General features: G+C 64.7%; 16 protein-coding genes. 6 read left to right on the top strand and 10 right to left on the bottom strand.

The features are described 5' to 3' along the window. Nucleotides 1-10 precede the first annotated feature (10 nt). Nucleotides 11-1,219: a bifunctional phosphopantothenoylcysteine decarboxylase/phosphopantothenate--cysteine ligase CoaBC gene (coaBC, locus tag BLU15_RS32235; RefSeq protein WP_090300980.1), complete on the bottom strand. Its 1,209-nt coding sequence runs from the start codon at nt 1,217-1,219 to the stop codon at nt 11-13. A 268-nt stretch (nt 1,220-1,487) separates the two neighbouring features. Between coaBC and BLU15_RS32230 the strand changes: the two genes are divergently transcribed. Beyond that, entirely contained in the window at nt 1,488-3,299 is a 1,812-nt protein-coding gene (locus BLU15_RS32230) for a diguanylate cyclase (protein ID WP_090300977.1), read from the top strand. A gap of 161 nt (nt 3,300-3,460) precedes the next feature. Next, nucleotides 3,461-5,041, top strand: coding sequence for an ABC-F family ATP-binding cassette domain-containing protein (locus BLU15_RS32225; RefSeq protein ID WP_090300975.1), 1,581 nt, complete (start codon nt 3,461-3,463; stop codon nt 5,039-5,041). A 5-nt stretch (nt 5,042-5,046) separates the two neighbouring features. Here the strand turns inward: BLU15_RS32225 and BLU15_RS32220 are convergent, their stop codons facing one another. Continuing rightward, entirely contained in the window at nt 5,047-5,949 is a 903-nt protein-coding gene (locus BLU15_RS32220; RefSeq protein WP_034797525.1) for a cation diffusion facilitator family transporter, read from the bottom strand. Between the two features lie 212 nt (nt 5,950-6,161). On the opposite strand from BLU15_RS32220, the gene BLU15_RS32215 reads away from it, so the two are divergent. Then, entirely contained in the window at nt 6,162-6,938 is a 777-nt protein-coding gene (locus tag BLU15_RS32215; protein WP_060519720.1) for a bestrophin-like domain, read from the top strand. A gap of 6 nt (nt 6,939-6,944) precedes the next feature. On the opposite strand, the gene BLU15_RS32210 is transcribed toward BLU15_RS32215, so the two are convergent. The 3 genes from BLU15_RS32210 to BLU15_RS32200 all read right to left on the bottom strand — a co-directional run bounded on the left by BLU15_RS32210 (nt 6,945) and on the right by BLU15_RS32200 (nt 9,500). Then, nucleotides 6,945-8,213, bottom strand: coding sequence for an MFS transporter (locus BLU15_RS32210; RefSeq protein WP_060608338.1), 1,269 nt, complete (start codon nt 8,211-8,213; stop codon nt 6,945-6,947). Nucleotides 8,214-8,424: 211 nt separating this feature from the next. Further along, nucleotides 8,425-8,895: a nucleoside deaminase gene (locus BLU15_RS32205; protein ID WP_090300974.1), complete on the bottom strand. Its 471-nt coding sequence runs from the start codon at nt 8,893-8,895 to the stop codon at nt 8,425-8,427. An 11-nt stretch (nt 8,896-8,906) separates the two neighbouring features. Then, nucleotides 8,907-9,500 carry an ankyrin repeat domain-containing protein gene (locus tag BLU15_RS32200; protein ID WP_060608558.1) on the bottom strand — a complete coding sequence of 198 codons (594 nt, stop codon included), beginning with the start codon at nt 9,498-9,500 and terminating at the stop codon, nt 8,907-8,909. A 358-nt stretch (nt 9,501-9,858) separates the two neighbouring features. On the opposite strand from BLU15_RS32200, the gene BLU15_RS32195 reads away from it, so the two are divergent. Next, complete coding sequence (locus tag BLU15_RS32195) at nt 9,859-10,731, top strand: LysR family transcriptional regulator (RefSeq protein ID WP_090300973.1); 873 nt, start codon at nt 9,859-9,861, stop codon at nt 10,729-10,731. A 52-nt stretch (nt 10,732-10,783) separates the two neighbouring features. On the opposite strand, the gene BLU15_RS32190 is transcribed toward BLU15_RS32195, so the two are convergent. From BLU15_RS32190 to ubiE, 5 genes are all read right to left on the bottom strand, one after another. Beyond that, nucleotides 10,784-11,563: an SDR family oxidoreductase gene (locus BLU15_RS32190; RefSeq protein WP_090300971.1), complete on the bottom strand. Its 780-nt coding sequence runs from the start codon at nt 11,561-11,563 to the stop codon at nt 10,784-10,786. 158 nt (nt 11,564-11,721) lie between these two features. Further along, nucleotides 11,722-11,982: a hypothetical protein gene (locus BLU15_RS32185; protein WP_034797516.1), complete on the bottom strand. Its 261-nt coding sequence runs from the start codon at nt 11,980-11,982 to the stop codon at nt 11,722-11,724. Between the two features lie 169 nt (nt 11,983-12,151). Further along, nucleotides 12,152-12,682, bottom strand: coding sequence for a GNAT family N-acetyltransferase (locus tag BLU15_RS32180; RefSeq protein WP_090300969.1), 531 nt, complete (start codon nt 12,680-12,682; stop codon nt 12,152-12,154). 222 nt (nt 12,683-12,904) lie between these two features. Beyond that, entirely contained in the window at nt 12,905-14,479 is a 1,575-nt protein-coding gene (gene ubiB, locus BLU15_RS32175) for a 2-polyprenylphenol 6-hydroxylase (protein ID WP_090300967.1), read from the bottom strand. Nucleotides 14,480-14,484: 5 nt separating this feature from the next. Continuing rightward, entirely contained in the window at nt 14,485-15,261 is a 777-nt protein-coding gene (ubiE, locus tag BLU15_RS32170; RefSeq protein WP_090300964.1) for a bifunctional demethylmenaquinone methyltransferase/2-methoxy-6-polyprenyl-1,4-benzoquinol methylase UbiE, read from the bottom strand. Nucleotides 15,262-15,433: 172 nt separating this feature from the next. Between ubiE and mutM the strand changes: the two genes are divergently transcribed. Together mutM and BLU15_RS32160 are read left to right on the top strand one after the other, a co-directional pair. Further along, a complete protein-coding gene (gene mutM / locus BLU15_RS32165; RefSeq protein ID WP_034797500.1) occupies nt 15,434-16,324 on the top strand; it encodes a bifunctional DNA-formamidopyrimidine glycosylase/DNA-(apurinic or apyrimidinic site) lyase in 891 nt (296 codons plus the stop codon). 46 nt (nt 16,325-16,370) lie between these two features. Then, nucleotides 16,371-17,144: an enoyl-CoA hydratase gene (locus tag BLU15_RS32160; protein ID WP_060519737.1), complete on the top strand. Its 774-nt coding sequence runs from the start codon at nt 16,371-16,373 to the stop codon at nt 17,142-17,144. Nucleotides 17,145-17,255: the final 111 nt, after the last annotated feature.

Genomic DNA, 17,255 nt, shown 5'->3' with positions numbered 1-17,255 from the left:
GATCGATTGTTTAGCGCGCCAGCTGCTCGGCAATCATCGCCGCCAGCTTTTCCGCCACCGCGTCCTTGTCCATCTCTGGCCAGTCGTCATTGCCGGCATGTGAGATCAGCTTCACCTTATTGCGGTCGCCGCCCATGATGCCGGTTGCCGGCGAGACGTCGTTGGCGAGGATGAAGTCGGCGCCCTTTCGCTCGAGCTTGGCGCGGCCGTTGTCGGCGACGTTTTCGGTCTCGGCGGCAAAGCCGATGACGAGCTTTGGCCGTTTCGCATGGTGGCCGACCGTCTTCAGGATATCGGGGTTTTCAGCAAGCTGCAGCGGCGGCGGCGCCTCGCCCGGCTTCTTCTTGATCTTGTTGCCGGCGGCCGTCGCCACCCGCCAGTCGGCAACGGCGGCGACCATGACGGCGACATCGGCGGGAAGGGCGGCAAGCACCGCATCGCGCATCTCTTCGGCCCGCTCCACATGCACGACTTTCACACCAACCGGATCCGGGATCGTCACGGGGCCGGAGACCAGCGTGACGTCGGCGCCGAGCTTTGCTAGTGCCGCGGCGATCGCATGGCCCTGCTTGCCGGAGGAGCGATTGGCAATGTAGCGCACCGGGTCGATCGGCTCATGCGTCGGCCCTGAGGTGACGACGACGCTGCGCCCGGCAAGCGGTTTTGGCGCGCCTAAGAGCAGGTCTTCAACGGCCGCGACGATTGCCAGCGGCTCACTCATGCGGCCTTCGCCGGCCTCGCCGCTTTCGGCCATTTCGCCCGCTTCCGGGCCGATGAAGCGGAGGCCGTCCCTGGCAAGCGTCGCCCGGTTGCGGCGCGTCGCCGGATGCGCCCACATTTTCGGGTTCATCGCCGGCGCAACCAGGACAGGGCGGTCCGTTGCCAACAGAATGGTCGAGGCGAGATCGTCCGCATGGCCGTTCGCCATCTTCGCCATCAGGTCGGCGGTCGCGGGTGCCACGACGATCAGATCGCATTCGCGCGCCAGCCGAATATGGCCGACGTCCTGCTCGTCCTCGCGCGAAAACAGGTCGAGATAGACATGCGAGGCCGAAAGCGCGCCGACGGCAAGCGGCGTCACGAACTGCTGTGCGCCCGATGTCATGACCGGCCGCACGCTTGCGCCGCGCTCCCTGAGGCGCCGGATGAGATCGAGGCTCTTATAGGCCGCGATGCCGCCGGAGATGATGAGGAGAATACGCTTGCCCGACAGTGTCATTTGCACCCGGCCCTTCGGCCGTCCTCTCGCCCGGCATGGGCTGCCGAGCCTACGCGATACCAGAATAGTCCAGGCGACCGGCCTCACCGACGCCTTTGATGTCGAACCTACTTGAGCGATCTGCCGGGCGCAACGTGTCCGGAGGGGCCGGCATGTCGAGGGGGCGGAACAAAAGCTGCGCCGCTTGCGTCAACCGGGGCAGTGGCTGTTGCCGAAGCCTGATAATGCGGTTAATCCGCTCTCAATCCGCGGGGGCTAAGCTTCTTCCATGCGAATAAATGCGATCACAAACTGGGCCTATGGCGTGACCGTCCTTCTGACGGGGCTTTCCGGTGCCGCCTTCATCCTGTCGACCGACAGCGCGATCAAGGAACGCCAAGCGGTTGAGCAGCATCTGGTGCTTGATACACTCGGCGAAGAGCTTGCGCTCGGGGCTGAAACGCGAAGTGACGAGGCACGTCTTTATGTGATGCGCGGCGACGAGCGCCATCTCGAAGCCTTCCACCGCGCCGAGGAAGAAGAACGCCGCCGCGAGGAGGCGACCAAGACCGCGACCAATCTTGGCGCGACGCCGGCGGAGATCGCCGCCTTGCAGGATATCGTTCGCGAGGCGGAAGCGCTCGACAAGGTCGAGGTTGCCGCCATCGATGCCTATCAGAAGGGTGACCGCGCCGGCGCGCAGGAAAAGCTCTTTGGGCCCGAGCACGAGCGTCTGCAGACCGCCCTTCTTGAGACGGTGGCGCGGTTTAGGGACCTGACCAACGTCCGCACCGGCGCGGCCCTCAACGAGGCGCAGGAGCGCAGCGATTGGTATGCGGCCGCCGCCAAGACGATGCTCGGCATCACCGCCGCCCTGTTCCTGAGCGTGCTCTATTTCATCCTCAAGCGCCGCGTCGCCATGCCGCTTACCCGCATGAGCAGTATAGTCACAAGACTTGCCGAGCAGGATTACGCCGTGGAAGTCCCGCTCGATCGCCGCAGCGACGAGATCGGCGAGATGAACAAGGCGATCCATATCTTCCGCGAAAACGGCCTGGAGCGGGACCGTCTGGACGCGGAGCGGCGGCTGGACCAGCAGACCAAGGATCTCATCCTGCAGATGATGCACCGGCTGCAGGCCTGCCAGAGCCAGGACGAACTGGCCGAGGTCGTCGCCCGTTTCGCGCCGCAGGTCTTTCCCAACCTCGCCGGCCATCTCTATGTGCTCAACGACAGCCGGACGCTCCTGTCGCGCGTCGGTACCTGGCTCGATCCGCAGCACTCGGCGCCGACGTTTCCGTCCAGCGCCTGCTGGGGGCTCCGCCGCGGCCGGCCGCATGTCAGCAACCGTGGCCACAGCGACATCGCCTGCCAGCACCTCGACGATGAAGGCGTGATCGGCCTCTGCGTGCCGCTGACGGCCCAGGGCGACACGATCGGGCTCCTCTACTTCGAGGAACGGTTTGAGGAGCAATTCGCGGTCGAGGCGTCGCGCCTCTATCTCGAACTGATCGCCGAAAACATCGGGCTTGCCGTCGCCAATCTTCAGCTGCGCGAGAAGCTTACCAATCTCGCCGTCCGCGATGCGTTGACGGGCCTGCTCAACCGGCGCTGCCTCGATGAGGCGCTGAACCGGCAGCCGCGCGGGCAGGCCGGCAAGCCGCTCAGCTGCCTCATGATCGACATCGACCACTTCAAGCGCTTCAACGATGAGTTCGGCCACGATGCCGGCGACGTCGTCATGCAGTATGTCGCGCAGATCATCGTCGACACGGTCGGCGATGCCGGCAGTGCCTACCGTTTCGGCGGCGAGGAGTTCACCGTGCTCATGCCCGACGCCGGCGAAGCCGCGGGCTTCGAGCTTGCCGAGCGGTTGAGGACGCGGATCGGCACGACGCCGCTGTCGCATCGCGGCCGGATTCTGGGCACGGTTTCGGTCTCGGTCGGCGTTGCCTCGGCGCCGGACGATGGGCCTGTAGCCACGCTCCTGACCCGGGCCGATGCCGCTCTTCTCGACTCCAAGAACCACGGCCGAAACCGGAGCGTGCGGGCCTCCGGGCTCGTCTTCGGCGACGACGAGGTGCAGCGCAGCCTCGCCTGATCCCCTGGCCCCCGCAGGTCTGTATCGAAGGGCCTGCCTTGAAACGGGCGCATTCGATGCTATCTATGACCGCGATAGAAATTTGAACAGGATACACGCATCGATGGATTTCACCCTGACCGCCAAGCCGAACCGTCTTGCCATCAGGGAAAACCGTATCCATGCCTGCTTCGATTTCACTCTCCCGTATTTCGTGGTCCGCGCCTGAGGGCCGAAGCCTCCTTTCCGATCTCGACCTGAGCTTTGGTCCCGTTCGCACCGGCCTTGTCGGTCGCAATGGCGTGGGAAAATCCACCCTGCTGCGACTGGTCGAGGGAACGCTGGCGCCGCAGGCCGGCAAGGTCAGCGTCGTCGGTAGCCTCGGCGTGCTCAGCCAGACCGTTCAGGTCGCGGCCGACGAGACCGTCGCCAATCTCTTCGGCGTCACCGACGCGCTTGCGGTTCTGCAGAAAGCAGAAGAGGGGGGCGCCACCATGGACGAGCTGGCTTCCGCCGACTGGACGCTGGAGGCCCGCATGGAGGAAGCGCTGGCGCGCGTCGGTCTGGACGCTTCGGCGGAAACGCGCCTTGCCGCCTTGTCCGGCGGGCAGATGACCCGCGTGAAGCTTGCCGCGCTCGTCTTCAAGGAGCCTGACTTCATCCTGCTCGACGAACCCACCAACAATCTCGACCGCGAGGGGCGGGCGGCCGTCGCTGCGCTGATGGCGGGCTGGCGCGGCGGCGCCATCGTCGTCAGCCATGATCGCGAACTCCTGGAAGAGATGGACGCAATCGTCGAACTGACAACGCTCGGCGCCACCACCTACGGCGGCAATTGGAGCCACTATCGTGAACGCAAGGCGATCGAGCTGGCGTCTGCTCGCCACGATCTCGCCGATGCCGAGCGGCGTCTGGCCGAGGTCGAGCGCAAGACCCAGGAGACGGCCGAACGCAAGGCGCGCAAGGATGCCGCCGGCCGCCGCAAGCGCGCCAAGGGCGACGAACCGCTGCTCTTGCTCGACGCCAGGAAGGAGCGTAGCGAAAAGACCGGCGGCGACAATGCCCGCCTTGCGGACCGGCGACGGGACCAGGCGGTCGGCGATCTCGTCGAAGCGCGCGAGCGCATCGAAATCCTGCAGCCGCTGACTGTTCGCCTGCCGCCGACCGGACTGCCTGCCGGTCGCAGTGTCCTGCAGGTCGATAACGTCGGCGTCGGCTATGAACGGGGGAAGCCGGTCGTCGACCGGCTGTCGCTCTCGATCGTCGGGCCGGAGCGCGTTGCGCTTACCGGCCGCAACGGTTCGGGCAAGACGACCCTGCTGTCGCTGCTGACGGGTGATCTACAGCCATGGTCCGGCAGCGTGCGCCTGCTGGTCGATCACGCCATGCTCGACCAAAAGGTAAGCCTGCTCGATCCCGCGCTCTCTATCCGCGACAATTTTCGGGGTCTCAATCCTGATGCCAGCGAGAACGATTGCCGGGCAGCGCTCGCCCGCTTCATGTTCCGGGCCGATGCTGCCCTGCAGGTCGTCTCGAGCCTCAGCGGCGGCCAGATGCTGCGGGCCGGTCTGGCCTGCGTGCTCGGTGGTCGCAATCCGCCGCAGCTCCTGATCCTCGACGAGCCGACCAACCATCTGGATATCGATTCCATCGAGGCGGTCGAGGCGGGGCTCAGGGCCTATGACGGCGCGCTGCTCGTCGTCAGCCACGACTGGGCCTTCCTGGAGGCGATCGGCATCACCAGGCGGATCGAACTTTCCTGACGGGACTATTCCGCCCAGCGCGCGTCGCCGGTAAAGGCGATCGTCAGCCAGCGGTCATGGCCGGGATCACCGATCTCCTCGCCGATCTCGGCGCGGATCCGGTCGAGTTCGGCGAGCGTGCCGACCTTGGTTTCGGGCGTTCCGATCAGATAGACCTCGATCGTCTTGGAGCGCCCGACCTTGGCGACATAGGTGCGGTAATCGGCAAAGCCGTGGCGTGTGACGGCGTTCGCCGCTGCCTGCCGCACGCGCTCGTCAAGCTCGGCGGGTGCGACGAGGAAGATCTCCTTCAGCGCCTGGAAGACCGTGCGGATCGGCAGCGGGATCAGGCAGAGCGTCAGCACGATCAGGATCGCCGGGTCGACATAGGGCGTGACGTACTCGTAGGCCGTTCCCTTCAAGGCGGCGGCGATCGCAAAGGCGACGAGCAGGGCGGAGGTAATCGCGCCGGACATCGCCCAGGCGCGCACGTCGAGCGCCAGGAACTCCGAGCCGATCGGCCGGTTCGCCCGGCGTACATAGAAGAACATGAAGGCGCAGATCACCACGACGACGGCGGCATAGGCGATCGCCCAATCGAAGGCGAGGTGGTTGCCGCCCGACAGAATGGAGCCGACGGCGTTCACCATCGCGTAGAAGGAAAGCAGGGTCAGAAGGCCGGCATTGAAGAGCAGCACCATCGGTTCGATGTGCCAGAAGCCCATCTGGAAGCGTTTGCTCGGCTTCGGGATAAGCTGCGTCACGCCAAGCGCAAGCAGGGTCATGGAGGCGTCGACGGCCGAGAAGACGCCGTCGAACACGATGGAAACCGAGCCCGATAGCAGACCGAAGATAACGCCCGTCACCCCGACGACCACGGTGGCCGCGATCGATTGTTTGAGGACTGTCTGTTCGCTTGGCGCACTCATGATATTGTTTTTACTCCAGTTTTGGCGCGGTGCTTAGGCGTTGGCAGTGTCGAAATGGTGGCAAGACGGGTGGATGGCGCTGCAAGCATAGCGTTTCGGCCCGCCGCAAGACAGCCGCCAGGGCCTGGTCCGGGGCGTGCAGTTGTCTTTCGCCGGTCGTGGGCTCAGAATTGACGAAAGCCCGCGGCAGGAGAATGGGCTATGGAGGGGACATGATCGTCGAGATGCTGCTCGGTGCTCTCTTCGTGTGCGGCACGGTCGCCCTGACGCTTGCTGCGTACTTCCTGATGCGGCTGATCATGGGCGGCGAGGCCGAGGGCCATGAAAAGGAGCTGGCCAGTTCGGTCATCTTCCGGATCTCGGCACTGCATGGCCTGATCCTTGCGCTCGTGTTCGCGCAGGAGATGGTCGAGTACCAGCAGCTCAAATACGAAATGGCGACCGAAGCCGGCGCTATCGCCGACATCTACTATGATGCCGCACGCTACGGCGAAGGCTTCAAGGCACCGATCCAGCAGGCGATCTCCGCCTACGTGTCCCAGGTGATCGACGGCGAGTGGCAGTCATTGGCCGACAAGGGCCGTCTTTCAAATGAGGCCTGGGCGTTCTGGGACAAGGCCTACCAGCATGTGCTGAACCTCGTGCCCGCCGACAAGCGTCAGGAGAGCCTGCGCAGCCAGATGCTGGAGCGGCTGCACGACGTTTCGCAGAGCCGAACCAAGCGGGAAAGCAACGTCGCGGACTCGATCGACAGCATCTTCTGGTTCGCGGCACTCTCCGGCGTGATCTTCATCGCGCTCGCCTACTATGCCTATCCGCCAAGGCGGCGGAACCTGCTGCTGCTCTGCCTATTCGGCGCCTATACCGGCATCATCCTGTTCCTGATCTACGCCTTCTCCAATCCATATCAGCCGCCGGCAGCACTGGCGCCGGGGCCACTCGAACGGGTACAGGAGCAGATCAACGCGTCGCCCGCGACCGGCGGATAACCGGTCTCAAGCGAACTGCCCCAGCCGCAGCAGGTCTCCCGTGGCGGCGCCATCGTCGAGCGCTGTGGTGCGCGCAGCCTCAGGACGCGGCGGCGGCATGGAATGGCCGATCGCAAACAGAAGCGCACCTGCCGCCGCAAATGCCCCGAACAGCAGGAACATGCCGGCGCCGCCGACGGCGCCAAGCGCAAGGCCGCCGGTGAGCGGCCCGAGGAAGTTTCCAAACGTCGAGAGTGAATGGGCACCGAAATAGGTGCCGCGGTTGCCGGCGTTCGAAATTCCGTCGACCAGCACATATTCCGACGGCACGACCAGCACCTCGCCTATGGTGAAAAGGATCATCGAGGCGACGAGCATTTCCATTCCGGACGAGGCGGCAAAGCCGATTTCGCCGATCAGGAACAGCAGGCTGCCAAGCGACAGCGCGTGCAGGGCGCCGATCCGTTCGATGACGAAGCGGGCCGGCGTGCTGGCGACCAGCACCGTTACCGCGTTGGTCGAAACCAGCAGCGCAAAGAGCGTGACGCCGTCCTCAAAGCCGGTATTGAGATACTGCGACAGGGTCACGGACCACTGACCGTGAACGGCGAGAAGCAGCGTGCCGCCGACGACGAAGAAGACCAGGCGCCGGTCACGCAAGGCGGCGACAAGTCCGCGCCAGCCACCGGCACTCCCTGACGTTCGTTCGGTTTCGATAGCCTGCCTGCTGCTCGCCTCCGGTACCGTGAGCAAGAGTACGAGACCGAAGGCTGCGTGGATGACGCCCGCGATGACGAAAAGCGTCACATAGGCAGCGCCGACCCATACGCCGATCAATGGCCCGATCGCCCAGCCGGCATTGATGGCGAGATAACGCCAGGAGAAAACCTTGAGGCGCAGATGTTCAGGCGCCGCATCGCTCATCAAGGCGCGCGCGACCGGTTCAAAAACGGCGGCGGCAACGGCGGAAACGATGTGGGCCAGCGCGAAGGCGGCGATCGATTGTGCCAGTCCGAGCCCGGCCAGCGCCAGTCCGGCCATGAAGAGTGCGACGGTCAACACGCCTTTTCGGCCAATCCGATCGGAGAGCGTGCCGGCGAAGGGGCTGACGATCGCGCCGAGCAGCGGCCCCACGCCGATCAACGCGCCGATGCTGGCAGGGTTGAGGCCGAAGTCACGCTGGAGGCGGATTGCAAGGAAGGTCAGGCTCATGCCCTTGGCGATCGTCACCACACCGGAGCCCGCGATGAGAAGCAGCGCGACGAAGCGGCCGGCTTTTTCGGAATAGGCAGTCATCACGGGCACCTGCTGGCTGGAATCCGCCCGGTCTCCTTAAGAGATGGGGCGGCACAAAAGGAAGAAACGCCTATGCGATTACAGCCGGCACGTGTGTTCGGCAAGGGGCGTCGATTCCCAATGGGGCCCGGAATGAACAGAAAAGCCCGAGGCGGCCGTCGGCCGCCTCGGGTCTATTCGCAACGTGATGGCCGGGCGTTGGCCCGACGACTCAAGTCTTGGCCTGGCGCTCTTGCCAGGCGGCGTAAAGCGGTGTCGTTTGGGCATCGTCGATCGGCACATGGCGGAAGCGCATGGCCTGCTCGGCGAGCGGTTTTGCCAGTTCCGCATAGATCGCTGCGGTCGAGAGGCCAAAGGGTTCGGCGTCGGCATTCGAGTTCGCATAGGCGATCTCGGTGATCCCGGCCATGCGCATGGCCGCCAGGCACATCAGGCAGGGCTGGCCGCTGGCATAGACGGCGGCGCCTTCGAGCCGCGGGGAACGAAGGTTTTGGGCGGCGGAACGCAACGCGTTCAGTTCCGCATGCGAGGTAGGGTCGCCGGATGACAACATCTCGTTGACGCCGCGACCGACGATCTCGCCATCCTTGACGACGACGGCGCCGAAGGGGCGTCCGCCTTTCTCGATGTTGCGGCGGGCAAGCGTTACTGCCTCGGCCAGATAGGTCTGTTCCTGGGTCATGAGAGTTCTTTCTAGCGTGCGCCGGCGTCGGCCAGCAGCCTCTCGATCTTGCCATAGCCGCGCTGGCGGGCATGGGTCAGCGGGCTGACACCCTCGCCATCGGCAAGGTTCACGTCTGCGCCGGCCTTGATCAGCAGGCGTACGATCTCGGTGTGCTTTTCACCGCCACTGCCGAGGATGATGGCTTCGAGCAGCGCGGTCCAGCCGAGGCGGTTGACGTGATCGACGTCGATGCCGGCTTCGATCAAGGTCTTGACGGTCTCGACATGGCCGCGCTCGGCGGCCGGGATCAGCGCCGTTCCGCCATAGCGGTTGGTGCTCTTAAGGTCGGCGCCATTGGCAAGCGTCAACTTCAGGATGTCGAGATGCCCCCGCGCGCCGGCATAGAGATAGGGGCTGTCCTGGATCTTGTCCTTGGCGTTGACGTCGGCGCCGGCCTCGATCAGGGCACGCGCCGCATCGACGCGATTTTCATGGGTGGCGGCGAGCAGCGCCGTCGCACCGCTGGCGTCGCGCGCTTCGATGCTCGCGCCTTCCTTGAGCAGCGCCTTGACCTTGTCTGGATCGCCGGTCTCGGCGGCGGAGATCAGCTGGTTTTCAAGCATCGAGGCCCCCACGGTTTGAGGTGCAAGGCTGAAGGCGGCAAGGGATGCGCCGATCAGCGAGCCGAAAAGTCTTGGTCGCATTTGTTCTTTCCGATCATGCGGGCCGGCCGAATGGGCCGGTCGATCGCAATGGTTCCGGTTAAGGGCGGACGAGGAAACCTTGAAAGGGCTCCATCCGTGCCGCTCTTGCTCATCGCAATCTCGTGCTTACTTGAGCCGATCCGTGACCTTTTCAAGGGCGCAAGACACGCGTCGCCGCCGAACCTCTCCCGCGCCCGGCGTGGCCCTCCCGTGTGCGACCATAGGCAGTGCCGCATTCATTTGGAAATTAAATGTATGAATGCTATCAAGTGGAAATATGAATGCTCAACCTTTCGATCTGGATCTGCTGAAAGCCTTCGCGGCGGTGGCCGATTGCGGCGGTTTCACCGCTGCGGCCGGCCGGCTCAATTCCACCCAGTCGACCGTCAGCCAGAAAGTCCTGCGGCTGGAAGAGCAGGCCGGCCATCCGCTGCTCGAACGCAGCCATCGCCAGGTCCGCCTGACGGAAGCGGGCGAGCAGTTGATCGGCTATGCGCGGCGCATGCTGGCGCTGGACGCGGAAGTGCGGCAGCTTCTCTCGGGCGCATCGGTTGCCGCGACGCTGCGCCTCGGCCTGCCCGAAGACTTTGCCGCCGGCCGCACGACCAGCACACTCGCGGCCTTTGCCCGCCGCCACGAGAATGTCAGGCTCGAAGTGACGAGCGGGCTCAGCCGCGAGCTGCGGTCGCTCTATGATCGCGGCGAGCTCGATATCGTCGTCGTCAAGCAGCGCCGCGGCACGGGCGATGCCGTGAAACAGTGGCAGGAAAGCCTGTGCTGGATCGACAGCGCCGCCCATCCTGTTCTGGCGCTCGATCCTCTGCCGCTCGTCGTCTTTCCGCCGCGCGGCCTCTATCGCGACGACATGGTGGCGGCACTGGATGCCTCAGGGCGACGCTGGCGCGTGAGTTATACCAGTTCCAGCCTCGCTAGCATTCAGTCGGCGGTCGCCGATGGGCTGGGCATCAGCCTGCTGCCGGCCCGCGTCGTCCACGACCGGCACCGGACGGTGGGGCCGCAGCAAGGACTGCCGATGATCGAGACGATGGAGATCGCCCTCTATTACCGGCCCGAGGCCGGCGCGCTGGTCACGCGGTTGGCCGAAGACCTCTCGGCGCTCATCGGCGATGACAGTCGGGACGAGGTATGACGTCGCCTTCGTAGCTCACCCCAATCCGTCGGCGGAAATGTCCAGAACGGTATCAGAGCATCGAGCGGCTGAGGCCGCCATCGATGGGCAGCGCCACGCCGGTGATGTAGCTCGCCTGACGGCCGGCGAGGAAGGCTGCGGCCGCCCCGAATTCCGCCGGCGTGCCGTAGCGGCCGATCGGGATGTCGCGTTGGCTGCGGGCTGCGACCGTCTCGATATCGAGCCCTTCGCTTTCGGCGTCCATCCGGTCGAAGCTGAGCGTGCGGTCTGTGGCAAGCCTTCCGGGCAGAAGCAGGTTCACGGTCACGCCGTCGGCAGCGACCTCGCCGGCGAGCGTCTTCAGCCAGCCGGCAACCGCACTTCTGAGCGCATTCGACGCGGTGAGCCCGACGATCGGTTCGCGGATACTGGTGGAGGCGACGGCGATGATGCGCCCGAACTGGCGTTCCCGCATGCCGGGCAGCAGCCGGCCGGCGATGCGCATGCCGGCCAGCACCATGGTCTCGAATTGCGCCCGCCAGAAGTCCGGTTCGATGACCGAGGCAGGTGAGGGCGGCGGCCCGCCGCCATTCAGCACCAGAATGTCGATCGCGCCGAAATCGGCTTCGAGCTGGTCCAGCAGGCCATCGAGGCTTTCGGGCTTCGAGAGGTCGAGGGCGTAGCCGCGCGCCGAAGGGCTGATGTCGCCTGCCACCTTGGCCGCCGATGTCGCGTCGCGGCCGGTCAGCGCCACGATGACGCCTTCGCCGGCGAGAGTCTCGGCAATACCGCGCCCCAGCCCCTTGCTGCCGCCAAGCACCAGCGCACGTTTTCCAGCGATACCAAGATCCATGACCGACCCTCCTCGATTGCGGAATTCAGAATGGCTTGGCATCCGAGCTACACCAGATTTTCTCGCAGCGGAATCGTTTTGACGTCAGTGGATGTCGGAATGCAAAAGCCCGGCCGCACCGCGGCCGGGCTCTCAAGCGCCCTCCCTCATTCTGTCACTTAGCGGCAGATGCGGATTTTCTTGTAGTAGCGGTTGCCGTAGCTGTCGTAGCGCTTCACCGTCTTCAGGAAGCAATAGGGTTCGTCCTCGTAGTAGTAGGGTCCGCCATAATAGCTGCCGACGTAGCCGACACGGCCGCTCCAGCCATGACCGTAGTAGCCGTTGCCGAAGCCGATCGAAATACCACCGGCCTGCGAAGGTGCTGCAAAGGAGATGGCAGCGGTGATGGCGACAGCGGCTGCGACGATGAACTTGCGCATGATGATCTCTCCTCCGGATGGGTTGGGATGAGCCTTCGTCATCCATGAGACGAAAGTCGCATGAAGCCGAGATATTCGCAGTTCCGGATGGAACAGGATGCTGCCGGCGGTTGCGCTGGATCGCAATCGGCCGGCCACAGTCCGTGCCGGTTGCCGGCCGTTGCGGCCTTCAAGCGGCCTTCGGCGCCGCAGGCTCACGAATGCGGGCCATCGCGAACACGTCGGCCAGCACACCGTTCCTCAGCGCATAGGCCCGGTGCGTACCCTCCATCTCGAAGCCGGCCTTGCGGTAGAGCGCGATCGCGGGCTCGTTGTCGGTAAAGACCGTAAGCTCGATGCGGCTGATGCCGAGCCAGTTATCGGCGGCGTCGATCAGAGCGGTCAGCAGCGACTTACCGATGCCCTCGCCGCGATGGGTGTCGTCGACGCTGATCCCAAGGGCCGCGGAATGATGCCGGCGCCCCTTGCTGCGATGCAGTCCGGCCATGCCGAGGATCCGGTCGGCGCGCTCGGCGACGATGACGACGCTGTCGTCCGAGAGGCTCTCCAACCACTTGCGTGTCTGTTCCGGGGTGGCGAACGGCTGGCGCAGCGTGCCCGAGCGGATGCCCGGCTGGCTCATCAGCGCCGCGATCGCTTCGAAATCGACGACGCGGGCCGCGCGGATGTTGATATCTGAAGGGTCGGTTGCGTCGGTCATTGTTTCCTCTCTTTGGTTCCGAGGAAACAGGTCCCAACCCTGCTCGCCTCGGCAGGGTTGGTGGGGGACATTTCGCTTAAGTCAGCGCAACAGGTCTCCCGCACACCCCTGGGGTATGCGTGCAAAGCACCATGGTGAGAATAGAGCGATTATCCATGCGGGAAGGATAGCAAGCGTGGGTAGAAAGACAAGCCCGCCGCGCCGGTTCGGGCGCGGGCGGGATCAGGTCACCTGCCAGGCGATATAGGCGAGCGTGGCGGCGATGAGCCACAGCGCGATGCGGCCGGAGCGCGTGTGTTTCGCTTCCGCCTTGCCGATCGCATGCGCGGTCTCGGCGTCGAAGCGCAGACCGTTTTCGCTCATCGCCATGATCTCGCTCGAAAACTTCTCCGTGCGGGCGGCGATTTCGGGCGCGGCTTCAGCCAGCCTGAGTGCGGCATGCAGGCCGTCGCGCAAATCGGTGACGATGCGCTTCGGTCCGAGATTGTCGCGGATCCACTTGCCGACGACCGGCTCGGAGGCCTTCCACATGTTGAAGCGCGGATTGAGCGTGCGAGCCACCCCTTCAACGACCACCATGGTCTTCTGCAGCATGACGAGCTCGGGGCGGGTCTGCATGTCGAAGAGCTCAGTGACCTCGAAGAGCAACGTCAGCAGCTTCGCCATCGAAATGGTTTCGGCCGGCTGGCCGTGGATCGGCTCGCCGATCGCGCGGATCGCCTGGGCGAAACTCGCAGCGTCGTGGTGCGAAGGCACATAGCCCGCCTCGAAATGCACGTCGGCCACGCGCTGGTAGTCGCGGGTGATGAAGCCGAAGAGGATCTCGGCCAGGAACCGGCGTTCCTTCTTGCCGAGGCGGCCGACGATGCCCATGTCGACGGCGACGATATGGCCGGCATCGTCGACGAAGAGATTGCCCTGATGCATGTCGGCATGAAAGAAGCCGTCGCGCAGGGTGTGGCGCAGGAAGGACTGGATCAGCACTTCGGCTAGAAGGTTGAGGTCGTGGCCTGCGGCCTTCAAGCCCTCGATGTCCGACATCTTGACGCCGTCGATCCACTCCATGGTGACGACGTCGCGCCCGGTCCGCTCCCAGTCGACCTTCGGCACGCGGAAGCCGGAATCGTCCTTGGTGTTCTCGCCAAGCTCGGAAAGGGCGGCCGCCTCCAGACGAAGATCCATCTCGATCTTCGTCGTCTGTTCCAGCGTCTTGGTCACCTCGACCGGCTTCAGCCGGCGGGTGTAGGGCAGGAAACGCTCCTGCATATGGCTGACGAGATACATCGCCTCGATGTCGGAGGCGAAGCGCTGCCGCACGCCGGGACGGATGACCTTGACCGCGACCTTCTCAGGGCCGCTGTCGCGCATCACGATCGCCGGGTGCACCTGAGCGATCGAGGCCGCGGCCATCGGCTCGGAAAACTCGGCATAGAGATCGTCGACCGTCCGGCCGAGTGATCCCTCGATCGCGGCCTTCGCCTCGTTCTGCGGGAAGGTCGCCATGCGGTCCTGCAACAGCGACAGGTCTGCGGCAAACTCCGCGCCAACGACGTCGGGGCGGGTTGCGAGGAACTGGCCGATCTTCACATAGGAGGGGCCGAGCCGGGCGACGGCGCGCGACAGCCGGTCGCTACGCTCCTCTCCCGGCACTCTGCGCCGCGCCAAAAGTCCGGCCGCCTTCTGGGCGAAACGGGCAAAGGGTGGCAGGTGCTCCGTCGGGACGGCCGAGACGACGCCTTCGCGCACGAGAACCCAGCCGATCCGCGCGAGGCGGATATATGCTCCAGGCGTGCTCATCGGGATCAGATTTTCCAGCCGGAATGCAGCGCTGCGATGCCGCCGGTGTAATTGGTGAAGGAGACGCGCGAGAAGCCCGCTTCCTTGATCATCGTCGCGAAGTCCTTCTGGTTCGGAAACTTGCGGATCGATTCCACCAGATACTGGTAGGGCGCTTCATCGCCGGTGATCAGCTTGCCGAACTTCGGGATCGCGTTGAACGACCAGGCATCATAGAAGCGGTCGAGCAGCGGCATCTCCACTTCGGAGAACTCCAGCACCAGCAACCGGCCGCCGCGCTTCAGCACCCGGTATGCCTCCTTCAGCGCCACGTCGATGCGCGGCACGTTGCGGATGCCGAAGGCAATCGTATAGGCGTCGAAGGTATTGGCCTCGAAAGGCAGGTCCTCGGCATTGGCCTCGACGAAATCGAGGTTGGCGGAGAGCTTCTTCTTCTCGGCCCGCTCGGCGCCGACGGCCAGCATCGAGCCGTTGATGTCGAGCACCGTCGAATGTGCCTTGCGGTCGGAGGCTTCGATGATGCGGAAGGCGATATCGCAGGTGCCGCCGGCAACGTCGAGCGTCCTGTAGCCCTCGCGGCGTGGCGGGTTGAGGGCCGCGATCATCGCATCCTTCCAGGCGCGGTGCAGGCCGGCCGACATCACGTCGTTCATGATGTCGTAACGCTTGGCCACCTTGTGGAAGACGTCGTTGACGAGCGGCTGCTTCTCGCCCGTGCCGACGTTGCGGAAACCGAAAGATGTTTCCATGCCGCCATCGGCCGATACGCGCTGATCCGTCATACGAAGAACTCCACCTGAACCAATTTTTCCGGCACCATAGCGAAAAGGCCCGTCACACGCTATCTCGTGGGCGGGACTGCGGCTGCGGCATAGCGCACCCCTATAGGATAAGAAGGCCGCCAAGGAAATGCCAACCACCGCATCCGGTGGCTGAGATCGAAGGAGTGCGTTCATGCCGGAGTTGCCCGAGGTCGAAACCGTCAAGCGCGGCCTCGCGCCGACCATGGAAGGGGCGCTGCTCGTCAATGCGGAATTGCGCCGTCCGGATCTCAGGTTTCCCTTCCCGGAGAATTTCTCCTCGACCGTTGCCGGCCAGCGCATCGTCTCGCTGTCGCGCCGCGCCAAGTATCTGATGATCGATCTGGAAGCCGGCGACGTGATCATCGCCCATCTGGGCATGTCCGGTTCCTTCCGCATCGAGGTGGGGCCGGCGGCAACAACGCCCGGCGAATTCCACCATCCACGCGGCAAGGATGAAAAGCACGATCACGTCATCTTCCATCTCGACGGTGCGCAAGGCCCGGTGCGGGTGATCTACAACGACCCGCGCCGCTTCGGCTTCATGGACCTTGCTCGCCGCGACACGGTGGCGAGCCACGCCTATTTCCGCGCGCTCGGCGAGGAGCCGACCGGAAACGTGCTCGATGCCGCCTATCTCGCCGCACGCTTTTCCGGCAAGGCGCAACCGCTGAAGGCGGCGTTGCTTGACCAGAAGAACATCGCCGGTCTCGGCAATATCTATGTCTGCGAGGCGCTCTGGCGCTCGCACCTGTCGCCGCTGAAACCGGCCGGCGCGCTCGTCGACAAGCGCGGCAAGCCGAAGGAAGGGCTCGTGCGCCTGACGGATGCGATCCGCGAGGTCATCGCCGATGCCATTGCCGCCGGCGGATCGTCGCTGAAGGACCATATCCAGGCTGACGGCTCGCTCGGCTACTTCCAGCACTCCTTCTCCGTCTATGACCGCGAAGGACAGGCTTGCCGCACGCCCGGCTGCGACGGTACGGTCGCCCGCATCGTGCAGGCGGGACGCTCAACCTTCTATTGCCCGCACTGCCAGAAATGAACGCCAGTCCGTGAGCGGTCTGGTGCATGAACCGGAGGAAACAGAAATGACCTACGAAACGCTGCTGGTCGAAACACGCGGCCGCGTCGGCCTGGTGACGCTCAATCGTCCGCAGGCGCTGAATGCGCTGAACTCGACCGTGATGCGCGAGCTTGCCGCGGCGCTGAAGGCCTTCGACGCCGACAAGGAGATCGGCGCCGTGGTCCTCGCCGGCTCGGAGAAGGCGTTTGCCGCCGGTGCCGACATCAAGGAGATGCAGACGCTCGATTTCGTCGACAGCTATCTCGGCGACTTCATCGGCGGCTGGGACCAGGTGGCGGCAGCTCGCAAGCCTTTGATCGCTGCCGTTTCCGGCTACGCGCTTGGCGGCGGCTGCGAGCTGGCGATGATGTGCGACTTCATCATTGCGTCCGAGACCGCGAAGTTCGGCCAGCCGGAAATCACCCTCGGCGTCATTCCCGGCATGGGCGGTTCCCAGCGCCTGACGCGCGCCGTCGGCAAGGCGAAGGCCATGGACCTGGTGCTGACCGGCCGGATGATGGATGCGGCCGAGGCCGAACGCGCGGGACTCGTTTCGCGTGTGGTGGCGCCGGAGAAATTGATGGAGGAAGTGCTCACCGCTGCCGAGAAGATCGCCTCCTTCTCGCTGCCCGCGGTGATGATGGCCAAGGAGGCCGTAAGCCGCTCGCTGGAGCTGACGCTTGCCGAAGGCCTGCGTTTCGAGCGTCGGCTCTTCCACTCGCTGTTTGCGACCGAAGACCAGAAGGAAGGCATGGCCGCCTTCGTCGCCAAGCGCAAACCGGAGTTCAAACATCGCTAGCCCAGAGCACGGCGCGCAGATTCTGGAAATTGCGCGTTGACGGGGCGGCGGTTTCCCGCTATACGCCGCCCTCAGTTTGGAACGCCATTCTGGGCTTTCCGGAAATACTCC

Source organism: Ensifer sp. YR511 (assembly GCF_900103045.1).
Taxonomy (GTDB): Bacteria; Pseudomonadota; Alphaproteobacteria; order Rhizobiales; family Rhizobiaceae; genus Ensifer; species Ensifer adhaerens.
The sequence above is the reverse complement of the archived record's forward strand: the minus strand, read 5'-3'. Positions and strand labels throughout refer to the sequence as shown.